This is a genomic window from Bradyrhizobium sp. CCGUVB1N3, from assembly GCF_024199925.1.
Lineage (GTDB): Bacteria > Pseudomonadota > Alphaproteobacteria > Rhizobiales > Xanthobacteraceae > Bradyrhizobium.
Window position 1 is genome coordinate 5,940,811 of record NZ_JANADR010000001.1, and the last position, 19,405, is coordinate 5,960,215.

Genomic DNA, 19,405 nt, shown 5'->3' on the forward strand with positions numbered 1-19,405 from the left:
CTCAGCACTCCTTGGGGTCGACGAGCCCGTCGCTGCGCCCGACGATCTCGTAATTGCCGCCCTTGGCCACCGCCGTATACATCTTCATCTTGCAGTGGCGCTTGCCCGGCACCATCTCGGCCGGCCCGCCCGGACCTTCCGCGATCTTGGCGTGGTCGAGGGCTGCTGCGACCGACTCGCGGTCGATCTTGCCGGCTTCCTTGACGGCGGCTTCCCACAGCTTCAGGCCGCGATAAGTGCCGGTCGCGGCACTGCCGGCAGCGAACAGGAAGTTGCCGGGGAAATCCTTCTCATAGGCCGCCTGGATCCTGGCGTTGACCGGATCCTCCTTGGTCAGCACCTTGAAATAATCGAGGCAGCTCGCGAGACCCTCGATCTCGTTCGCCTGGTTGATGTTGAGCGTGTTCTCATCGTAGTAGACGCAGGCAAGCCTTCCGCCGTTCTTGAGGAAGCCCGCTTCATAGAGCTGCTTGAAGAACGGACCGACGCCGGGCGGGATGACGGTGTTGAAGACGACGTCGACCTTGTTGGAGATGATGCGGTTGACGGTCGCCGAGAAATCGATCTGGTCGAGCGGATAGTATTCCTCGAACACCACCTCGCCGCCGTTGGATTCGATCACCTTGCGGGCGTAGACGTTGAGCGTGTGCGGCCAGACATAGTTGGCGCTCGGCAGCGCGAATTTCTTGCCGCCGTTCTTGATCAGCCAGGGGATGAACTCGTCGCACTGCTGCGCCGGCGTCGGCCCGGTGCAGAACAGATAGGGCGTGCACTCCTTGCCCTCGTAGAGCTGCGGATAGATGTAGAGCGTCTTGCCGCGCGCCACGATCGGGTCCTTGATCGCGTTGCGCATCGACGAGGTGATGCCGCCCAGCACCATGTCGACCTTGTCGCGCTGGATCAGCTTGCGCACGTTGCCCACCGCAACGGATTCGTTCGAGGCGGTATCCTCGATATACAGCTCGAGTGGCCGGCCCAGCAGGCCGCCGGAATTGTTGATTTCCTTGATCACCATTTTTGCGACGTTGGCGTCGGCATTGCCGGCATAGGCAATCGGGCCGGTGAGGTCGGTCGCAATGCCGACCTTGATCGGGCCCTCCGCGGCGTTCGCCCAGTCGGGGCGGATCACCCAGCTGGTGGCGCCGGTCGCGATCGCGCCGGAGGCAAAGGCGAAATTCGAGAGGAAGCGGCGGCGGCTGAGATTGACGCGATCGAACATGACTAAACCCCTTTTCCAGCGATGAGGCCTTGCGGCCGGAATTTGATGAAGGCAATTGCGAGGACGAAGACGAGAACGTCGGCGACCACGGGCGCGATGATCCAGGGCAGCGCGGCGCTGAGCGTGCCGATCACACCGGCGCCCGCGACCGGACCGATGAAGGAGCCAACGCCGCCGACCATGACGGCGACAAAGCCCTGGATCAGGAAGCGGATGCCGAGATCGGCGAACAGGCTGAACACCGGAACGATCAGCGCACCGGCAAGCCCTGCGAGCGCCGCGCCGAAGGCAAAGGTGGCGCCGTAGATCAGCGGCGTCGAAATCCCGGAGGCACGCGCCAGCGCCGGGTTCTCCAGCGTGGCGCGCACGCGGAGCCCAAAGCTCGTGCGCGAAAGCAGGAGATAGCAGGCGCCCATCACCAGGAGCGTGATCACGATGATGATGAAGCGCCAGGTCGAGATGTGCACGGTGCCGAGATCGATCGAGCCACCGATCGGTTCCGGCACGGTCAGATAGAAGCCGCCGATCAGCCCGCGCACGGATTCGCGGATGATCAGGCCGAGCGCATAGGTGCCGAGCATGGCGACGATCGGCGCGGCGTAGAAGCGGCGGATGATCAGCCCCTCCAGCGCGAAACCGAGCGCGCCGACCAGGAAGGGCGCGGCGACCATGCCGGCCCAGATCGGCAGGCCGTGGCTATAGGCGAGATAGGTGATGTAGGCCCCGAGCAGGACGAACTCTCCTTGCGCGAAGTTGAAGATGCCCATCATGCTGGCAATGATCCCGAGCCCCAGCACGATCAGGACGATGATCGCGCCAAAGCTCAGGATTTCGAACGCCGCGACGAATGCGTTAGCCATACGTTGCGATCCACCCAGCCAGCATTACGTCTCGCCTCACATCTTCTTCCAGTCGCCGATCTGCTCGAAGGCATGCGCGGCGCGGTAGATCGTCGATTCCTCGAAGTGGCGGCCGACCAGCATCAACCCGACCGGCAGGCCGTCGACCATGCCGCAGGGCAGCGACATCGCCGGATGATGAGTGATGTCGAACGGCGCGGTGTTGGCGATCATCTCCAGCGCGCGGGCGACATAGTCCTCCCGGCTGGCATTCGCCGGCGGCAGCGGCGTCGCCTTCATCGGCGTCGTCGGCAGCAGCAGCAGATCGTAGTCGCCGAACGCCTTGTCATAGGCGGCCGTCAGGCGGCGGGAGATGTTGAGCGCCTTGCCGTAGTAGCGCGGACCGAAGGTGTTGTTGATGTAGGTGCCGAGCAGAAGGAACAGCTTTGTCGTCTCGGAGAGCGAATCGGCCTGCCGGCGCCAGCCGCGATGGAAATCCATCAGCGAGGTCGAATAGAGGTCGCCGCGGGAAAGGCCATAGCCGTCGCCATACATCATGGTCTGGGTCATGCCTTCGGTGCCGATCGGCGTCCAGATCGCAGGGCCTGCGAGATGCATCGGGATCGACACCGTCTCGACGGTGGCGCCGAGATCCCTGAAGCGCTTCGCCGCCTCGCGCACGCTTTCATTGACGGCGGCTTCTGCGGTCGGCAGCTCAAACCCCTCCTTGAGGATGCCGATCTTCATGCCCTTGATGCCGGCCCCGAGCGCCTTGGTGTATTCGTCGACCTTCGGCGACTTGATGCGGGGATCGTAGCCGTCGTCGCCGGCTATCACCTCGAGCAGCAGCGCGTTGTCGGCGACCGTCGCCGTCATCGGGCCGGTGTGATCGACAAAGATCTCGATCGGCATGATGCCGGTATAGGGCACGAGGCCCCAGGTCGGCTTCATGCCGTAGATGCCGCAGAACGAGGACGGCATGCGGATCGAGCCGCCCTGGTCGCCGCCGATCGCCATGTCGACCTCGCCGAGCGCTACGACGACGCCGGAGCCGGAGGACGAGCCGCCGGCCGAGTAGCCCATCTTGTGCGGATTATGCACCGGACCGACCGCGCCGGTGTGGCTGCCGCCGGACATGCAGAAGGATTCGCAATGGACCTTGCCGGCGATCTCGGCGCCGGCGTCCAGCATGCGCGTGACGATGGTGGCGTCGAAATCGGGCACGTAGCCTTCCAGCGTCGCCGAGCCGTTCATCATGGGAACGCCGGCGAGCATGATGTTGTCCTTCAGCGCGACCGTCTTGCCCTTGAGCTTGCCGCTGGCGGCGCCCTTCACGGTCGACTTGCGATACCAGGCGTTCCGCGGGTTCTCGTCCGGCGAAGGCCGGTAGCCAGGCGTCCGCGGATATTTCACCGGCGGCAATTCGTCGGGCATCGCCGCGACGAGATTGTAGGCCTCGATCGAGCCCTGCATCAGGCCGCGAAACGAGGCGACGTCTTCATCGGTCAGCGCAAGGCCGCACTGTTCGGCGACGCTGCGGAGCTGGGTTGGGGTGGGAAGGACAACTGACACGACGCTCTCCTGAATCTTTTGAATGGTCTTTTGGACGTGCGGCCGCAGTCCGCATTGCGAGCGCGGACCACCGGCCTCGTCGCAACATTCAAAACGGAAATATTTTCCTTTTCAAGTATTATTTTGCGTCCAGGCGTCTGCGAGCATCCGCATGCCGTGTCAGATCGGCTTGATCAGCTTGAAGTCGAGACCGTCGGCCTCGGCGAGATACATCGGCATGCGCGCATGCCCGTTGCGGACCGTGACGGGCCCGCGCGCGCCGCTGTAGACGACGTTGCGGGCCGCCGCGAGCATCGGCCCCATCGCCAGCGTGCCGGCCTTGGCCGCCACGGCTTCGAGGAAGCGCAGCCCCTCATAGCTGGATTGCCCGAGCGAGCCGATCGGCGGGGCGTTCGGGCCGAACATTGCGCTGTAGCGGCTCTGGAAGTCGTCATTGGCGCGCGAGCCGACGGCGGGGAAATAGCCGGAGGCGCAGAACAGATTCTCGGAATTGTCGGCGCCGATGCCGAGCAGCACGGTCTCGTCCATCGCCCCGGCGAGCCGCAGCGTGGTCGTGCCGAGGCCGCATTCGCCGAACGCGCGGTTGAAGGTGATGCTGTCGGTGCCGATCAGCGAGATCAGCACGACATCGGGCTTGGCGGCGCGGATCCGCGCCAGATGCGGCTCGTGATTGTCTTCGCCGAGCGGCACGAACTCCTCGCCGACGACGTGCCCGCCAGTTTCCTTGATGTAGCGCTTCACCGCGCGGTGCGACTGCCAGGGCCAGACATAGTCGCTGCCGATCAGATACCAGCGCGCGGCCTTCTTGACGTCGGCGAGCCAGTGGATCGACGGCCGGCTCTGCCAGCGTGGCGTCTCGCCGATCGCCATGACGCCCGGCGTCTCTTCGCCGCCCTCATAGACCGGCGTGTAGATGTAGGGGATGCGGTGGCGGGTGGTGACCTTGCGCAAGGCCACGCGGACCGCGCTGGTGTGCAATCCGACGATCAGATCGACCTCGTCGAAAGCAATCGCCTGCTCGGCGCGATCGAGGATCTCGTCGAGCGGCCCACCCGCATCATAGATCGACAGTTCGATCTCGCGTCCGAGAATGCCGCCACGCTTGTTGATCTCGGCGACCGCGAGCTGCGCGCTGCTGGTGGCGCACGGCCCCCAGACACCGGGCGAGCCGCTGCAGCAGATGAAGCCGCCGATCCGAAGCTTGCTGCTGGCGCCGCGTCGCCGGAAGAAGCTGTGATCGCTCGGCGACAATGCGCGATCGACCGCCGGCGACGACAGATTCCTCAGCAGCAGGGACGGCGGAAACGCGGGCCCGCCGGAAGCCGGGAATTTCACCGTCGCGCCCACGCCAACTCCTGTCCCAGACTCAAAAGCACGTTAAGCGGGCGACCGCGGCATCCGCCCTTTTGTTGGGCAATCATCCTATTTTGAAAATATTGAATATTCAAGAATTGAAGTGCATATAGAAGCAGCATCGATTGCAAGACATTCACTCATTTGGATCAATACGAAGTCTAAGCCGTGGCCAAACCGCCAAAAGAGAACTACCCCATCACCGAGCACCTCGCCTATCTGCTGGCGCAAGCCAACCGGGAGATCAACCGGCAGCTTGAACTGCGCTTGAGCAAGGAGGGCGTGCCGGTCGAGCAGTGGCGTATCCTGAAAGTGCTGTCCGACGGCGACGGCCATTCGATGGGCGAGCTCGCGGACGCCGTGCTGCTCAACCATCCGACGCTGACCAAGATGATCGACCGCATGGTCTCCGACGCGCTGGTCTATCGCGTGCAGGACCCGAACGACCGCCGCAAGGTTCTGATGTTCATCTCGGACCGCGGCAAGGTGCTGTGCAAGAAGCTCAACTCGCTCGCGGTCGATCAGGAGGAGCACATCGTCGAGAGCTACGGCGACAAGTCGACGAGCGAATTGAAGCGGCTGTTGGAGAGCCTGATCGACAGCTCGAATTAGGGCTGTCGCAATCTCTCAAAGTCGCCATCCCGGACAAGCGAACTCCTGACGACGCGAAGCGTCGTCCAGAGCGAGCGCAGATCCGTGATCCATAACCACAGGGAGTGGTTTGGCGAAGACTGCTAGTTGCGCTTCTTCGCGCGGTACGACGACTGTGCGCTCTCGATAGATTCCGCGGTATGGGTCCTGGCCTTCGCCAGGACGACAGCGGAATGTGCGTGAGCGCCGTCGCACTCAACTGGCGCCGCGGCGTACTGGGTCGCCCGGTCAAGCCGGGCGACGACGGCGGAGATTGAGGGGAGAGCGTCGCGTCTCACAGGTTACGCGGCGCACCTCCATCATCAAGCATACCTGCCGTGGCAATGCTTGTACTTCTTGCCGCTGCCGCAGGGGCAGTCCTCGTTGCGGCCGACCTTGCCCCAGGATGCCGGGTTCTTCGGATCGCGCTGCGCGGCGTTGGCCTGCGGGGCCAACGTCACGTTGGCGAAGGCCATCTCGTCCTCGCCGGTATCAGGGTTGAGCTTGTGCGCTTCCATCGCGGGCAGGATGGGGGCTTCCTGCTCCGGCGGGACGATCTCGACGCGCATGAGCTGCGCCGTGACGGCCTCGCGCAAATGCGCGCTCATCTCCTGGAAGAGGTTGAAGGCCTCGGTCTTGTACTCCTGCAGCGGATCGCGCTGGCCGTAACCGCGCAAGCCGATGACCTGGCGCAGATGGTCGAGCATGATGAGATGCTCGCGCCAGAGATGATCGAGCGTCTGCAGCAAAATGGTCTTCTCGACGTAACGCATCACGTCGGGGCCCCACTGCGCGACCTTGGCCGCCATGTGCTCGTCGGCGCGGGTCTCGATGCGGGTGAGCAGCTCCTCGTCGGCGATGCCCTCTGCCTTGGCCCAGTCGTCGACCGGCAAATCGAGATCGAGCACGCGCTTCAGCTCTTCCTTGAGGCCCGCGACATCCCACTGCTCGGCATAGACATGCTCGGGCACGTGCTTGGCGACGAGGTCGTCGACGAAGGCGTGGCGCATGTCGGCGATGGTCTCGGCGACGCTCTCGTCCTTCATCAAGTCGACGCGCTGGTCGAAGATCACCTTGCGCTGGTCGTTCTGGACGTTGTCGAACTTGAGCAGGTTCTTGCGGATGTCGAAGTTGCGCGCCTCGACCTTCTGCTGCGCCTTCTCCAGCGCCTTATTGATCCAGGGATGGATGATGGCCTCGCCCTCTTTCAGGCCGAGCCGCTGCAACATGCTGTCGAGACGATCCGAGCCGAAAATGCGCATCAAATCGTCTTCCAGCGACAGGAAGAACTTTGAGCGACCGGGGTCGCCCTGGCGGCCGGAGCGGCCGCGGAGCTGGTTGTCGATGCGGCGAGACTCGTGACGCTCGGAGCCGATGATGTAGAGCCCACCGGGCTTGTTCACGGTCTTGGCAGGCTTTGAGCCCTTGGCCGGCTCGATCTCGACGGTCTCCTCGGCCTTGAGCACGATGTCGCGGAAGTGCTCGATGTCGGCCTTGATCTGCTCGATCTTCCTGGCCTTCTCGGCCTCGTCCTCGATCCCTGCGGTCTCCTGCTGGATACGCATCTCCAGCGAGCCGCCGAGCTTGATGTCGGTACCGCGGCCGGCCATGTTGGTCGCGATCGTGATCGCGCCGGGAACGCCGGCCTCGGCAACGATATAGGCTTCCTGCTCGTGGAAGCGCGCGTTCAAGACCGCGAACAGCTTTGCGGGCTTGCCGGCGCGGGCGGCTGCGTACAGCTTCTCCAGCGCGCTTTCCTTGCCGAAATCGATCTGCTTGTAGCCGTTCTGCTTCAAGAACTCTGCAAGCACTTCCGACTTCTCGATGGACGCCGTGCCGACCAGCACCGGCTGCAGGCGCGCATTGGCGCGCTCGATCTCGGCGAGGATGGCGACGTATTTTTCCTTCTGCGTGCGGTAGACCTCGTCGTCTTCGTCCAGACGCGCGACCGGCAAATTGGTCGGGATCTCCACCACCTCGAGCTTGTAGATGTCGAACAATTCGTCGGCTTCGGTCGCCGCCGTGCCGGTCATGCCCGCCAGCTTCTCGTACATGCGGAAATAGTTCTGGAAGGTGATCGAGGCGAGCGTCTGGTTCTCGGGCTGGACCGCGACGTGCTCCTTGGCCTCGAGTGCCTGGTGCAGGCCTTCCGAATAGCGCCGGCCCGGCATCATGCGTCCAGTGAATTCGTCGATGATCACGACCTCGCCGTCGCGGACGATGTAGTCCTTGTCGCGGGTGAACAACGTGTGGGCGCGCAGCGCCTGGTTGACGTGGTGCACGACCGAGACGTTCTCGACGTCGTAGAGCGATTCGCCCTTGAGCTGGCCGGCGTCGCGCAGCAGCGTTTCCAGCTTCTCCATGCCGCCTTCGGTCAAGGTTACCGTGCGCTGCTTCTCGTCGACCTCGTAGTCGACGACCTTCTCCAGCTTCGGCATGAAGGTGTCGATGGTGTTGTAGAAGTCCGAACGGTCGTCGAGCGGGCCCGAGATGATCAGCGGCGTGCGCGCCTCGTCGATCAGGATCGAGTCCACTTCGTCGACGATCGCGTAATAGTGCGGCCGCTGGACCATGTCCTCGAGCCGGTACTTCATGTTGTCGCGCAGATAGTCGAAGCCGTATTCGTTGTTGGTGCCGTAGGTGATGTCGCAGGCATAGGCCGACTTGCGCTCGGTATCGTCGAGCCCGTGCACGATCACGCCGGTGGTCATGCCGAGGAAGCCGTAGATCTGGCCCATCCAGCCGGAGTCGCGGCGGGCGAGGTAGTCGTTGACGGTGACGACGTGGACGCCCTTGCCGGCGAGCGCGTTGAGATAGACCGCCAGCGTTGCGACCAGCGTCTTGCCTTCGCCGGTCTTCATCTCGGCGATGTCGCCCTCATGCAGCACCATGCCGCCGATGAGCTGGACGTCGAAATGGCGCTGGCCGAGCGTCCGCTTGGCCGCCTCGCGCACCGTGGCGAAGGCCGGCACCAGGAGGTCGTCCAGCGTCTTGCCGTCTGCGAGCTGCTGCTTGAATTCGCCGGTGCGGGCCTTGAGGGCTTCGTCGGAGAGCTTTGTGAGCTCCGGTTCCAGCGCGTTGATGGCGTTGACGCGGGACTGGTATCCCTTGATCCGCCGGTCGTTGGCGGAGCCGAAAAACTTGCGGGCGAGCGCGCCGATCATGCCAAATTCCTGTGTTCGCGATTACCGCGTTGCAGCCAAGAGGTTGTCACCAACTTGCCTATCAACTCACCGTGACGCCTCGCGGCCAAGACCCCGTTCCGGGGTCATCCGCCTTATGGGTGGGAATTGAGCAAATCTGGGTTCAACGGCCAAAAACGCAGCAAAATAAACGCTATCGCCATGGACGCGACCGGCCAGAGATATGGCCCGCCTCTAGCCTTGTCAACGGCGGCCGGGTTTCCGCTAATTCATCATTTTGACAGGTTTTTCGCGTTGCCAAGGCACCCCGATTGGGCGAGTGTCCGCCCGCCCAAATACCCCCTTCAGGATAAGGATTTTCCATGACCACCTCGTTCCCGGTAACGAAAACCGGCCTGCGCTTCGGCCTTGCCACCGCCCTTGCGGGCTGCCTTGCACTGGCGCTGATCGCAGGTCCCGGCCGGGCCGCCGACGACCCGGTCCTGGCCAAGGTCAACGGCGCGGAGATCAAGAAGAGCGACGTCGCGCTCGCCGAGGAGGAACTGGGGGCGAGCCTGGCGCAGATGGACCCGGCGACCAAGGACGAGAACGTGCTGGCCTTCCTGATCGACATGAAGATCGTCGCCAAGGCCGCCGAGGACAAGAAGATCGCCGACGGCGACGAGTTCAAGAAGCGCATGGCGTTCGCCCGCAACCGCCTGTTGATGGACAGCCTGCTCGCCCAGGAAGGCAAGGCGGCGACCACCCCCGACTCCATGAAGAAGGTCTATGAGGAGGCCTCCAAGCAGATCACCGGCGAGCAGGAGGTGCGCGCCCGCCACATCCTGGTCGAAACCGAGGACGAGGCCAAGGCCGTGAAGGCCGAGCTCGACAAGGGCGCCGATTTCGCCGAGCTCGCCAAGAAGAAGTCCAAGGATCCGGGCTCCGCCGATGGCGGCGACCTCGGCTTCTTCACCAAGGAGCAGATGGTGCCGGAATTCTCGTCGGTGGCCTTCTCGCTGGAGCCGGGCAAGATCTCGGACCCCGTGAAGTCGCAGTTCGGCTGGCACATCATCAAGGTCGAGGAAAAGCGCAGCCGCAAGGCGCCGGATTTCGACCAGGTCAAGGCCCAGATCGAGAACTACGTCACCCGCAAGGCGCAGGCTGATTACGTCGCAAAACTCCGCGCTGAGGCCAAGGTCGAGCGGCTCGACCAGCCGGCAGCGGACGCAGCCAAGCCCGCTGAGAAGCCGGCCGACAACAAGATGGCGCCGCCGGCGAAGAAGTAAGAATTCGCTGTCACTTCGCTGACGCCAAGAGTATCTAAGCATCGCAATGGCCGGGCATCGCCCGGCCATCTGCATATCCAGACCCATCAAGGCGCTCTCACGATGTCCTCAGCCGTCTCTCCCCTCGCCCCGAAACACGTTCCCGACATGCCCGTGATCGCGGGAGTCCGTCTCGCGACGGCCGAGGCCGGCATCCGCTACAAGAACCGCACCGACGTGCTGCTTGCGCTTCTGGACAAGGGCACCGCGGTCGCCGGCGTCTTCACCAAGTCGAAGTGCCCGTCCGCGCCGGTGGAATGGTGCCGGGCCAAGCTCAGGGGCGGCAAGGCGCGCGCGCTGGTCGTCAATTCCGGCAATGCCAATGCCTTCACCGGAAAGACCGGACGGGCATCGACCGCGCTGACCGCGAAGATCGCAGCCAAGGCCGTCGGCTGTAGCGAAAGCGAGATTTTCCTGGCCTCGACCGGCGTGATCGGCGAGCCGCTCGACGCGACCAAGTTCGACGGCGTGCTCGGCCGTCTCGCTGAGACCGCCGAGCCGGGCGATTACCTCGCCGCCGCAAAAGCGATCATGACCACTGACACGTTCCCGAAGGTCGCAACCAGAACCGTGAAACTCGGCAAGGCCAAGGTCACCATCAACGGCATGGCCAAGGGCGCCGGCATGATCGCACCCGACATGGCGACGATGCTGTCGTTCATCTTCACCGACGCGCCGATCGCGCCTGCCGCGCTGCAAGCGCTGCTCAAGAGCGGCGTCGAGGACACGTTCAACGCGGTGACCATCGACGGCGACACCTCGACCTCGGACACGCTGCTGGCGTTCGCGACCGGTGCCGCGGCCGAGCACGGCGCGCCCAGAATCAGCCGCGCCAGCGATCCTCGCCTGAAGGCCTTCGTCAAGGCGTTCAACGAGGTGCTCGCCAACCTCTCCGAGCAGGTCGCCCGCGACGGCGAAGGCGCACGCAAGCTGGTCGAGATCACCGTCGAAGGCGCCAAGACCAAGGCGTCGGCGCGCAAGATCGCGATGTCGATCGCGAACTCGCCGCTGGTGAAGACCGCGATCGCCGGCGAGGACGCCAATTGGGGGCGCGTGGTCATGGCGGTGGGCAAGGCCGGCGAGCCCGCCGATCGTGACAGACTGTCGATCTCCTTCAACGGCATCCGCGTCGCCAAGAGCGGCGCGCGCGATCCGTCCTACGACGAGGCGCAGGTGTCGGAAGCGATGAAGGCGCCGGAGATCGCGATCAAGGTCTCGCTCGGCCTCGGCAAGGGCCGCGACCGCGTGCTGACCTGCGACCTCACCAAGGAATATGTGGCGATCAACGGCGACTATCGGTCGTAAGTTCAGGCATGGCCGAACTCAAGCTGACATTGGTGGTGGCCTGCGCGCTTGTCGACGCCGACAAGCGCGTCCTGATCGCGCAGCGCCCCGAGGGCAAGACGCTCGCCGGCCTCTGGGAGTTTCCCGGCGGCAAGCTCGAGCCAGGGGAGCGGCCGGAGCAGAGCCTCATCCGCGAGCTGCACGAGGAGCTCGGCATCACCGTCAGCGAGCCGTGCCTGGCACCGCTCACCTTCGCGAGCCACGCCTACGAGACATTCCACCTGCTGATGCCGCTCTACATCTGCCGCCGCTGGGAGGGGATGGTGACGGCACGCGAAGGCCAGACACTGGCCTGGGTCCGCGCCAACAAGCTGCGCGACTATCCGATGCCGCCTGCGGACATCCCGCTGATCCCGCATTTGATTGATTTGTTGATGTGAGGCTCGGTGTGCCCCGGACGCAGCGCAGCGCTCTTGCGGTGCGCTGCAGAGCCGGGGCCCACGGGTACACAGTCTCGGTCCCGGCTCTGCGCAGCAGCGTTTCACGCTGCAGCGCGTCCGGGACACGTCAACCCTTCCCCGCCCTCTTCACCGCCTCCGCCAGGCTCGCCTTGGCCGAGCCGGGCTTGAGCGGCTGCTGCTGGCTGGCATGTGGGGCCCAGCCGGAGAGCCAGATGACGTCGAACGTCGCGCGGATGCGGCCGTCCGGATCGGCGAAGCGCTCGGCGTAGATCTCGGCCATTCGCAGCATCGTCGCGCGCCGCGTCGGGGTGCGCCGCCGCTCGACCAGCACATTGGCCGCGCCCATGCGGCGCAAATCCTGCATCAGCGCGAAAGCGTTCGCGTAGCGCACCACGATGCGATCGACGTCGGTGACCGGAAGCGCAAAACCCGCCCGCTGGAGCAGCGCGCCGATGTCGCGCAGGTCGGCGAACGGCGCGACGCGCGGCGATACTCCGCCCTCGCATTCGGCCTCGGCCGCGGCAAAAGCCTGGCGCAGCTCGGTCAGGCTGTCGCCGCCGATCATCGCGGCGAGCAAGAGACCGTCAGGCTTCAACGCACGACGGATTTGCGCGAGCACGCCCGGCAGATCGTTGACGAATTGCAGCGCCAGCGCGGACGCCACGAGATCGACACTCTCCGGCGCCAGCAGCAGCTTCTCTTCGCCCGCCGCATCGAGCTCGATCCGCTGCGCGTTGCCGAAGCGCGCGCGCAACGCCGACAGCCCCTCGCCGGGGGTCCAGAGATCGGCAACGGCGCCAAATTCGCGCATCACCGCGGCCAGCCGATCAGCCATGTCCTCGTCGACGCGGTCGAGCAGGAAGCTGACAGGCCCCTGCACGCGCGCACGAGACTGCCGCGTATGCAGCAGCGCACGGTCGAACAGGGCGGGCGGGATCTGCGGGTTTTGCGCCATGCCGCTGGTTACGCCGAATGCGATGTTCCTGGCAATCTCCGCTCGCGTGTCCCGGACGCGGCGCGGCACGCATGACGCACCGCTGAGCCGGGACCCATGCTTCCGCGCACGCCGTTCCTGGGCCCCGGCTCGGCAGCGCACCGCTTCGCGCTGCGCTGCGTCCGGGGCACGAGATCGAGCAGCTTGAGCGGATCTCCGTGCAACGCTAGCCTTACCCTATGGAATCCGACAGTGCCCCCTCCCGTTCCATCGCCACACCTTTGCGTGCCGCATGGGCTGCCGGCCACCGTCTGCTGTCGCGCGCGGCAAGGCTCGCGCTCGACATCGCGCTGCCGTCCTTGTGCGTGTCCTGCCGCGAGCCGGTCGACGGCGAAGGCGTGTGCGCAGCCTGCTGGGCAAAATTGTCGTTCATCGCCCCGCCCTACTGCCCGCGGCTCGGAATCCCCTTCGTCTACGATCCCGGCCCCGAGATGCTGTCGATGGAGGCGATCGCGAGCCCGCCCGCCTACCATCGGGCGCGCGCCGCGGTACGCTATGACGACGTCGCGCGCACGCTGGTGCATTCGCTGAAGTACCAAGACCGCACCGATCTTGCGCCGGCCATGGGCCGCTGGATGACGCGCGCGGGGCGCGAGCTGCTCAGCGAGGCCGACATGCTGGTCCCGGTGCCGCTGCACTGGCGGCGGGCCTGGCGCCGCCGATACAACCAGTCGGGCGCGCTCGCGCGCGTGATCGAGCGGCAGACGGGGGTCAAGGTGAAAGGCGACGTCTTGCGCCGGGTCCGCGCCACGGAGCAGCAGATCGGGCTGTCGCGCGCCCAGCGCGCCACCAATGTGCAGGGCGCATTCCAGGTATCTGCCGACCACCAGGCCGAGGTGCAAGGCCGGCGTATTGTCCTCATAGATGACGTCTTGACCTCCGGCGCAACACTGGATGCCTGCGCCCGGGCCTTGCTCCGCGCCAAGGCGACGCAGGTCGACGCACTGGTCTTTGCCCGGGTTGTGGAGACCGGGTCACGTCCCATATAATTCGATCAATTCATGAATTGAGAGCGCCAGGCGAGATGAGCACTGCTGTCGAGATCTACACGAGGCCGGGCTGCGGCTATTGTTCCGCGGCCAGGTCGCTGTTGACCCGCAAGAAAGCCGCCTTCACCGAGTTCGACATCGCCAAGAACCCGTCGTGGCGCCAGGAGATGTATGACCGAGCCGGCGAGGGCTCGACGTTCCCGCAGATCTGGATCGGCGAGAAGCATGTCGGCGGCTGCGACGAGCTCTATTCGCTCGATCGCGAAGGCAAGCTCGATGCACTGCTCGAAAGCGTCAAGGCGGTCTCATGAGCCAGAATCAAGCTCAATCGCAGGATCGTACCTTCACTGCCGCCATGGTGCAGATGCGCACCGGCCTTCTGCCTGAACCGAGCTTCGCGCAGGCGAGCAAGCTGATTCGAAAGGCGGCGGCGAACGGCGCGAACTACGTGCAGACGCCCGAAGTCAGCAACATGATGCAGCTGAACCGCAAGGCGCTGTTCGAGCACCTCGCCAGCGAAGAAGACGACGAATCGCTGAAAGCCTATCGCGCGCTCGCCGCCGAATTGAAGATCCATCTGCATATCGGCTCGCTGGCGCTGCGCTATTCGCCGGAGAAGGCGGTCAACCGCTCCTTCCTGATCGGGCCCGACGGCAATGTGCTGGCGAGCTACGACAAGATCCACATGTTCGACATCGAGCTGCCGGACGGCGAGAGCTATCGCGAATCCGCGAACTACCAGCCGGGCGAGACGGCTGTGATCTCCGACCTGCCTTGGGGCCGCGTCGGACTCACGATCTGCTACGACGTGCGCTTCCCCGCGCTCTATCGCGCGCTGGCCGAGGCCGGCGCGTCGTTCATCACCGTGCCCTCCGCCTTCACCCGCAAGACCGGCGAGGCGCATTGGCATGTGTTGCTGCGCTCACGCGCGATCGAGACCGGGTGCTTCGTGTTTGCCGCGGCGCAGGCCGGCCTGCACGAGAACAAGCGCGAGACCTATGGTCACTCGCTGATCATCGATCCCTGGGGCGAGATCCTCGCCGAGGGCGATGTCGAGCCCGGCATCATCGTGGCCAAGATCGATCCGGCCAAGGTCGAGACCGCGCGCAAGGCGATTCCTTCGCTGCAACACGGCCGCCGCTTCGGCGTCGCCGATCCGAAGGCTGGCCCTGATCATCTGCATCTGGTGCGAGGATCGGCATGATCCGCTATGCGCTCCGCTGCGAGCAAGACCACGCGTTCGAAAGCTGGTTCCAGAGCTCGTCAGCTTACGACCAGCAGGTCAAGCGCAAGCTCGTGACCTGCCCGATCTGCGGCTCGGCCAAGGTCGACAAGGCGATCATGGCGCCGCGCATCGTCGGCAAGAAGGGCCGCGAGCGCGCCGCGCCCGAGCCGACCACGCCCGCGCCGACGACCGAGGTCACGCAGCAGACGCCGACGTCGCTGATGCTGGCGCAGGAGCGCGAGCTGCGCACCAAGCTGAAGGAATTGCGCGATCACATCGTGAAGCATGCCGATAATGTCGGCGAACGCTTCCCGAATGAAGCCCGCGCCATGCATTACGGCGACAAGGAACACCGCCCGATCTACGGCGAGGCCTCGCCTGATGAAGCCAAGGCGCTGATCGACGAAGGCATCGAGGTGTCGCCGCTGCCGGTGCTGCCGGAAGACCGGAACTAGGCCCCGACCAGCACCGCGACGCCGATTACGATCAGCGCGATGCCGAAGAGCTCCCGCGGCGAAACCGGCTGCTTGAACGAGTAGTAGGCTACGCCCTGCGCGAACAGCACCTCGATCAGCGCGAGCGTACGGACATTGGCCGCGGCCGTCAGCGCAAAGGACAGGAACCAGAATTGCGAGGCGAAGGCGCCCATGAAGCCGGCGAGCAGCGACGGCTTCCACAAGCCCAGGATCGCCTGCAGGATTTTTGGTGCGCGCCAGAGCAGGTAGATCGTCAGGATCAGCGTCTGCACGAACAGGCCGAGCACCAGCGTGAACGACGACGCCGTCACGAAGGAGACGCCCGGTACCGTGATGATCGCACCGCGGAAGCCGACGGCTGACAGTGCAAACGCCGCCGCGGCGACGAGGCCGATGATGGTCGGCTTCAATTCGGCAAAACTCTTCTCCCCACCCGGCCGCAGCGCAGTGATGACGACGCCGACGGTCGCGATCACGATCGCCAGCACCTTGAGCCAGGTCAGGTGATCGCCAAGGAAGACGAAGCCGAAGATCGCGGTCTGGATCGCTTCGGTCTTCAGGTAAGCCGTCGTCACCACGAAGGACCGATCGTTCATGGCGAGCAGCATCAATCCGGTGGCGACGATCTGGCTGAGCGCGCCGAGCAGCAGCCACGGCCAGAACACGGTCGGCGGCGCGCTCAGATGATCGCCCGAGACGACCAGCACCAGGCCTAAGAACAGCACCGAGAACGGGAAGCCGAACAGGAAGCGGATATTGGTCGCGCCCCAGGTGCCCAGCGGCTTCGTCAACGACCGCTGCATCGCATTGCGCGCGACCTGCCCGAGCGCAGCAATGACGGTGAAGGGAATCCAGAGGCTGGTGATGGTGAGCATGGGCGGGAGAAGTGTGGCGGCGAGGAGTGGAGAACGTTTGTCGGCAACGTGCCGCTAGCGGCGAGATAGGTCAATCACGCCGAAGTCATAGGAGCGATGCTCTTGCCACAAACTCCGTCGTCGTCCTGGACAAGCGAAACGCAGATCCAGGACCCATAACCCCAGGGAGTGGTTTGGCGAAGACTCGTGGTTACCAGTTTCGCGCCACAACCTCTCCCTGGGGTTATGGGTCCTGGCTTTCGCCAGGACGACACCTTTATTGCGACTTCGGTACGCTTCGTGCGAACAACTCAGCCGCTACACGCAGCGCACGCCTCACACCATCCCTTCCGCCACGACCATGTAGTTCACGTCCATGTCGGAGGAGAGGCTCCATCGGTCGGCGAAGGGCGAGTAGACGACGCCGGTCTGCTCGGTGATGACGAGGCGGTTGTCGAGCAGATATTTGGCGAGCTCGTCGGGGGTGACGAACTTGTTCCACTCATGGGTGCCACGCGGCAGCCAGCGCAGCACGTATTCGGCGCCGACGATGGCGAGTGCAAAGCTCTTCCAGTTGCGGTTCAAGGTCGAGACCACCATCAACCCGTTCGGCTTCAGCATCGCGGCGCAGCGGCTCAGGAAAACGCCGACGTCGGTGACGTGCTCCACCACCTCCATCGCCAGCACGATGTCGAAGCGCTCGCGCGGATCGACCTCCTCGACCGTGGTGCAGCGGTAGTCGATCGACAGATGCCCCTTGTCGGCATGCAGCTTTGCGGCCGCGATGTTGCTCGTGGAGGGATCGATGCCGATGACCTGCGCCCCAAGTCGCGACAGCGGCTCGCAAAGCAGGCCCGCACCGCAGCCGATGTCGAGCACGCGCAGGCCTCCGAGGCAGTTGAGGCTGCGCACGTTGCGCTCGAACTTGCGGCAGGCGGCGTCGCGGATATAGCCGAGCCGCAGCGGATTGATCTTGTGCAGCGGGGCCATCTTGCCGTTGGGGTCCCACCACTCGGCGGAGAGCTTCGAGAACTTGGCGACCTCGCCGGCGTCGACGGTCGAGGCCTGGCTAACAATCGTGCTGGCGGAACTGTTCTGCTGCATGCTCATGACAACGCGCCGTCCTACCGCACGGTGATCGAATTGCGGAAGGCAAGTGGGGACGCGATGGTCTCGATCTTCTCGATCCCCTCGCCCACGCCGCGGATCGTCACATCGCCGTAGTTGAAGATGCGACCCAGGATGGTCTGGTCGACATCGACACTTTCGACCTTGTCGAGACTCATTTCAAAGGTCTTTCGGGTGATGAACCCGGTCTTATGCACAACCCTGAAATTGGTCACGTCGGTCTCGGTGGTGAAGCGATGGAACCAGCCCTTCAGCGTCCAATAGAGGGCGCCGAGCGCCACCAAGCCGGAGGCCGTGAGCCACAGCAGCACGAGACCCTCGGTGGTCGTCTGCCGGGACATCAGAAAAAGGACCAGGGCCACGATCCAGGCCAGAATCGCCGGGAAATAGAAGATCCAGTGCGCATTGGTCGAATACAGCACCTTCTCGCCGGGCTGCAGGATCTCGTCGATATAACGCGCCATAACCTCGATTAACCCGTTCCCCGCTACCTGCGGGTCCGTCAGGAACCCGCTTGCCCCCGGCCCCGCCGCTCTGTATACGCGCGGTCGGTAGCTGCCCGCCAAACGCGGGCCACCATACTGATCCTCAAGAGGGAATGCACGCGTCGTCATGAGCCGCCTCGTGATGAAATTCGGCGGCACGTCCGTCGCCAATATCGAACGTATCCGCAACGTCGCGCGCCATGTGAAGCGTGAGGTCGACGCCGGGCACGAGGTTGCCGTGGTGGTCTCGGCGATGTCCGGCAAGACCAACGAGCTGGTTGCCTGGTGCACCGAAGCCTCCCCCATGCACGACGCGCGCGAATACGACGCCGTGGTCGCCTCCGGCGAGCAGGTGACGTCGGGCTTGCTGGCCATCGTGCTCCAGAGCTTGGGCATCCAGGCCCGCTCCTGGCAGGGTTGGCAAATCCCGATCAAGACCAGCGACGCCCATGCCTCGGCCCGCATCGAGGACATCGACGGCAGCGAGATCATCAACCGTTTCAAGGAGCGCAAGGAGGTCGCGGTCATCGCCGGCTTCCAGGGCATCAATCCGGAGACCGGCCGAATCACCACGCTCGGCCGCGGCGGCTCCGACACCTCGGCGGTCGCAATCGCCGCCGCCGTCAAGGCTGACCGCTGCGACATCTACACGGATGTCGATGGCGTCTACACCACTGACCCGCGCATCGTGCCGAAGGCGCGCCGGCTCGACAAGATCGCGTTCGAGGACATGCTGGAACTGGCCTCTCAGGGCGCCAAGGTGCTCCAGGTTCGCTCGGTGGAACTCGGCATGGTCCACAACATGCCGATCTTCGTCCGCTCGAGCTTCGACAAGCCCGAGGACATCGACCCGCATGCCAACCAGCCGCCCGGCACGCTGATCTGCAGCGAGGAGGAGATCATGGAAAACCACGTCGTCACCGGCATCGCCTTCTCCAAGGACGAGGCCCAGATCTCGGTGCGCCAGATCGAGGACAAGCCGGGTGTCGCCGCCTCGATCTTCGGGCCGCTCGCTGATGCCAACATCAACGTCGACATGATCGTCCAGAACGTCTCCGAGGACGGCAAGACCACCGACCTGACCTTCACGGTCCCGGCGACCGACTACGCCCGCGCCAGGGAGACGATCGCTGCCGCCAAGGCCAAGATCGGCTACGCGCGGCTCGACAGCGCCACCGACGTCGCCAAAATCTCCGTGATCGGCAGCGGCATGCGCAGCCATGCCGGCGTCGCCGCCCAGGCCTTCTCGGCCCTCGCAGCGCGGAATATCAACATCCGCGCCATCACAACCTCCGAGATCAAGTTCTCGGTTTTGATCGACGCCGCCTATACCGAGCTTGCGGTGCGGACCCTGCACACGCTCTACGGTCTCGATCAGGTTTAGACGAATTTTCTGTTAGCGGCCGCAGCAAACGCGAAGGTGTACACACCTTCGCGTTTGGCAGG

At 64.6% G+C, this 19,405-nt stretch carries 18 protein-coding genes; 9 read left to right on the forward strand and 9 right to left on the reverse strand.

Features of this window, described 5'->3' with window-relative positions; translation table 11 throughout:
* Nucleotide 1 precedes the first annotated feature (1 nt).
* From NLM33_RS28365 to NLM33_RS28380, 4 genes are all read right to left on the reverse strand, one after another.
* Nucleotides 2–1,219 (reverse strand): substrate-binding protein, encoded by a 1,218-nt coding sequence (locus NLM33_RS28365; RefSeq protein WP_254100993.1) that lies wholly within the window; start codon nucleotides 1,217–1,219, stop codon nucleotides 2–4.
* Nucleotides 1,220–1,221: 2 nt separating this feature from the next.
* Nucleotides 1,222–2,079 (reverse strand): branched-chain amino acid ABC transporter permease, encoded by an 858-nt coding sequence (locus tag NLM33_RS28370; protein ID WP_254100995.1) that lies wholly within the window; start codon nucleotides 2,077–2,079, stop codon nucleotides 1,222–1,224.
* Between the two features lie 36 nt (nucleotides 2,080–2,115).
* The gene (locus tag NLM33_RS28375) at nucleotides 2,116–3,630 is read right to left on the reverse strand and encodes an amidase (protein WP_254100997.1); all 1,515 of its coding nucleotides are present in this window, start codon (nucleotides 3,628–3,630) and stop codon (nucleotides 2,116–2,118) included.
* A 159-nt stretch (nucleotides 3,631–3,789) separates the two neighbouring features.
* Nucleotides 3,790–4,977, reverse strand: coding sequence for a substrate-binding domain-containing protein (locus tag NLM33_RS28380; RefSeq protein WP_254101000.1), 1,188 nt, complete (start codon nucleotides 4,975–4,977; stop codon nucleotides 3,790–3,792).
* A 174-nt stretch (nucleotides 4,978–5,151) separates the two neighbouring features.
* On the opposite strand from NLM33_RS28380, the gene NLM33_RS28385 reads away from it, so the two are divergent.
* Complete coding sequence (locus NLM33_RS28385) at nucleotides 5,152–5,595, forward strand: MarR family winged helix-turn-helix transcriptional regulator (RefSeq protein ID WP_254101002.1); 444 nt, start codon at nucleotides 5,152–5,154, stop codon at nucleotides 5,593–5,595.
* A gap of 341 nt (nucleotides 5,596–5,936) precedes the next feature.
* Here NLM33_RS28385 and secA read toward each other — a convergent pair whose 3' ends face one another.
* Entirely contained in the window at nucleotides 5,937–8,777 is a 2,841-nt protein-coding gene (gene secA / locus NLM33_RS28390; RefSeq protein WP_254101004.1) for a preprotein translocase subunit SecA, read from the reverse strand.
* Between the two features lie 341 nt (nucleotides 8,778–9,118).
* On the opposite strand from secA, the gene NLM33_RS28395 reads away from it, so the two are divergent.
* The 3 genes from NLM33_RS28395 to NLM33_RS28405 all read left to right on the forward strand — a co-directional run bounded on the left by NLM33_RS28395 (nucleotide 9,119) and on the right by NLM33_RS28405 (nucleotide 11,787).
* On the forward strand, nucleotides 9,119–10,024 hold the full coding sequence (locus tag NLM33_RS28395; RefSeq protein WP_254101006.1) for a peptidylprolyl isomerase: 906 nt from the start codon (nucleotides 9,119–9,121) through the stop codon (nucleotides 10,022–10,024).
* 102 nt (nucleotides 10,025–10,126) lie between these two features.
* Nucleotides 10,127–11,368 carry a bifunctional glutamate N-acetyltransferase/amino-acid acetyltransferase ArgJ gene (gene argJ / locus NLM33_RS28400; RefSeq protein ID WP_254101008.1) on the forward strand — a complete coding sequence of 414 codons (1,242 nt, stop codon included), beginning with the start codon at nucleotides 10,127–10,129 and terminating at the stop codon, nucleotides 11,366–11,368.
* Nucleotides 11,369–11,376: 8 nt separating this feature from the next.
* Nucleotides 11,377–11,787, forward strand: a complete 411-nt coding sequence (locus NLM33_RS28405; RefSeq protein WP_027524062.1) for a (deoxy)nucleoside triphosphate pyrophosphohydrolase — start codon at nucleotides 11,377–11,379, stop codon at nucleotides 11,785–11,787.
* Nucleotides 11,788–11,914: 127 nt separating this feature from the next.
* Here the strand turns inward: NLM33_RS28405 and NLM33_RS28410 are convergent, their stop codons facing one another.
* Nucleotides 11,915–12,763: a methyltransferase domain-containing protein gene (locus NLM33_RS28410; RefSeq protein ID WP_254105905.1), complete on the reverse strand. Its 849-nt coding sequence runs from the start codon at nucleotides 12,761–12,763 to the stop codon at nucleotides 11,915–11,917.
* A 218-nt stretch (nucleotides 12,764–12,981) separates the two neighbouring features.
* Here NLM33_RS28410 and NLM33_RS28415 point away from each other — a divergent pair, with 218 nt between their 5' ends.
* Genes NLM33_RS28415 through NLM33_RS28430 form a run of 4 tightly spaced genes read left to right on the forward strand, consistent with a single transcriptional unit; the run spans nucleotide 12,982 to nucleotide 15,471 of the window.
* Nucleotides 12,982–13,791, forward strand: coding sequence for a ComF family protein (locus NLM33_RS28415; protein WP_254101010.1), 810 nt, complete (start codon nucleotides 12,982–12,984; stop codon nucleotides 13,789–13,791).
* A 35-nt stretch (nucleotides 13,792–13,826) separates the two neighbouring features.
* A complete protein-coding gene (gene grxC / locus NLM33_RS28420) occupies nucleotides 13,827–14,102 on the forward strand; it encodes a glutaredoxin 3 (RefSeq protein WP_254101012.1) in 276 nt (91 codons plus the stop codon).
* Nucleotides 14,099–14,995 (forward strand): carbon-nitrogen hydrolase family protein, encoded by an 897-nt coding sequence (locus tag NLM33_RS28425; RefSeq protein WP_254101014.1) that lies wholly within the window; start codon nucleotides 14,099–14,101, stop codon nucleotides 14,993–14,995. The genes grxC and NLM33_RS28425 overlap by 4 nt, the downstream gene beginning before the upstream one ends.
* On the forward strand, nucleotides 14,992–15,471 hold the full coding sequence (locus NLM33_RS28430; RefSeq protein WP_254101016.1) for a DUF1178 family protein: 480 nt from the start codon (nucleotides 14,992–14,994) through the stop codon (nucleotides 15,469–15,471). Before NLM33_RS28425 ends, NLM33_RS28430 begins: the two co-directional genes overlap by 4 nt.
* On the opposite strand, the gene NLM33_RS28435 is transcribed toward NLM33_RS28430, so the two are convergent.
* The 3 genes from NLM33_RS28435 to NLM33_RS28445 all read right to left on the reverse strand — a co-directional run bounded on the left by NLM33_RS28435 (nucleotide 15,468) and on the right by NLM33_RS28445 (nucleotide 17,938).
* Nucleotides 15,468–16,367 carry a DMT family transporter gene (locus NLM33_RS28435; RefSeq protein WP_254101018.1) on the reverse strand — a complete coding sequence of 300 codons (900 nt, stop codon included), beginning with the start codon at nucleotides 16,365–16,367 and terminating at the stop codon, nucleotides 15,468–15,470. The two genes, NLM33_RS28430 and NLM33_RS28435, sit on opposite strands and share 4 nt — an antisense overlap.
* 315 nt (nucleotides 16,368–16,682) lie before the next feature.
* Nucleotides 16,683–17,456, reverse strand: a complete 774-nt coding sequence (ubiG, locus tag NLM33_RS28440) for a bifunctional 2-polyprenyl-6-hydroxyphenol methylase/3-demethylubiquinol 3-O-methyltransferase UbiG (RefSeq protein ID WP_254101020.1) — start codon at nucleotides 17,454–17,456, stop codon at nucleotides 16,683–16,685.
* Between the two features lie 14 nt (nucleotides 17,457–17,470).
* Entirely contained in the window at nucleotides 17,471–17,938 is a 468-nt protein-coding gene (locus NLM33_RS28445; RefSeq protein WP_254105907.1) for a PH domain-containing protein, read from the reverse strand.
* A 148-nt stretch (nucleotides 17,939–18,086) separates the two neighbouring features.
* On the opposite strand from NLM33_RS28445, the gene NLM33_RS28450 reads away from it, so the two are divergent.
* Entirely contained in the window at nucleotides 18,087–19,343 is a 1,257-nt protein-coding gene (locus NLM33_RS28450; RefSeq protein WP_254101022.1) for an aspartate kinase, read from the forward strand.
* Nucleotides 19,344–19,405: the final 62 nt, after the last annotated feature.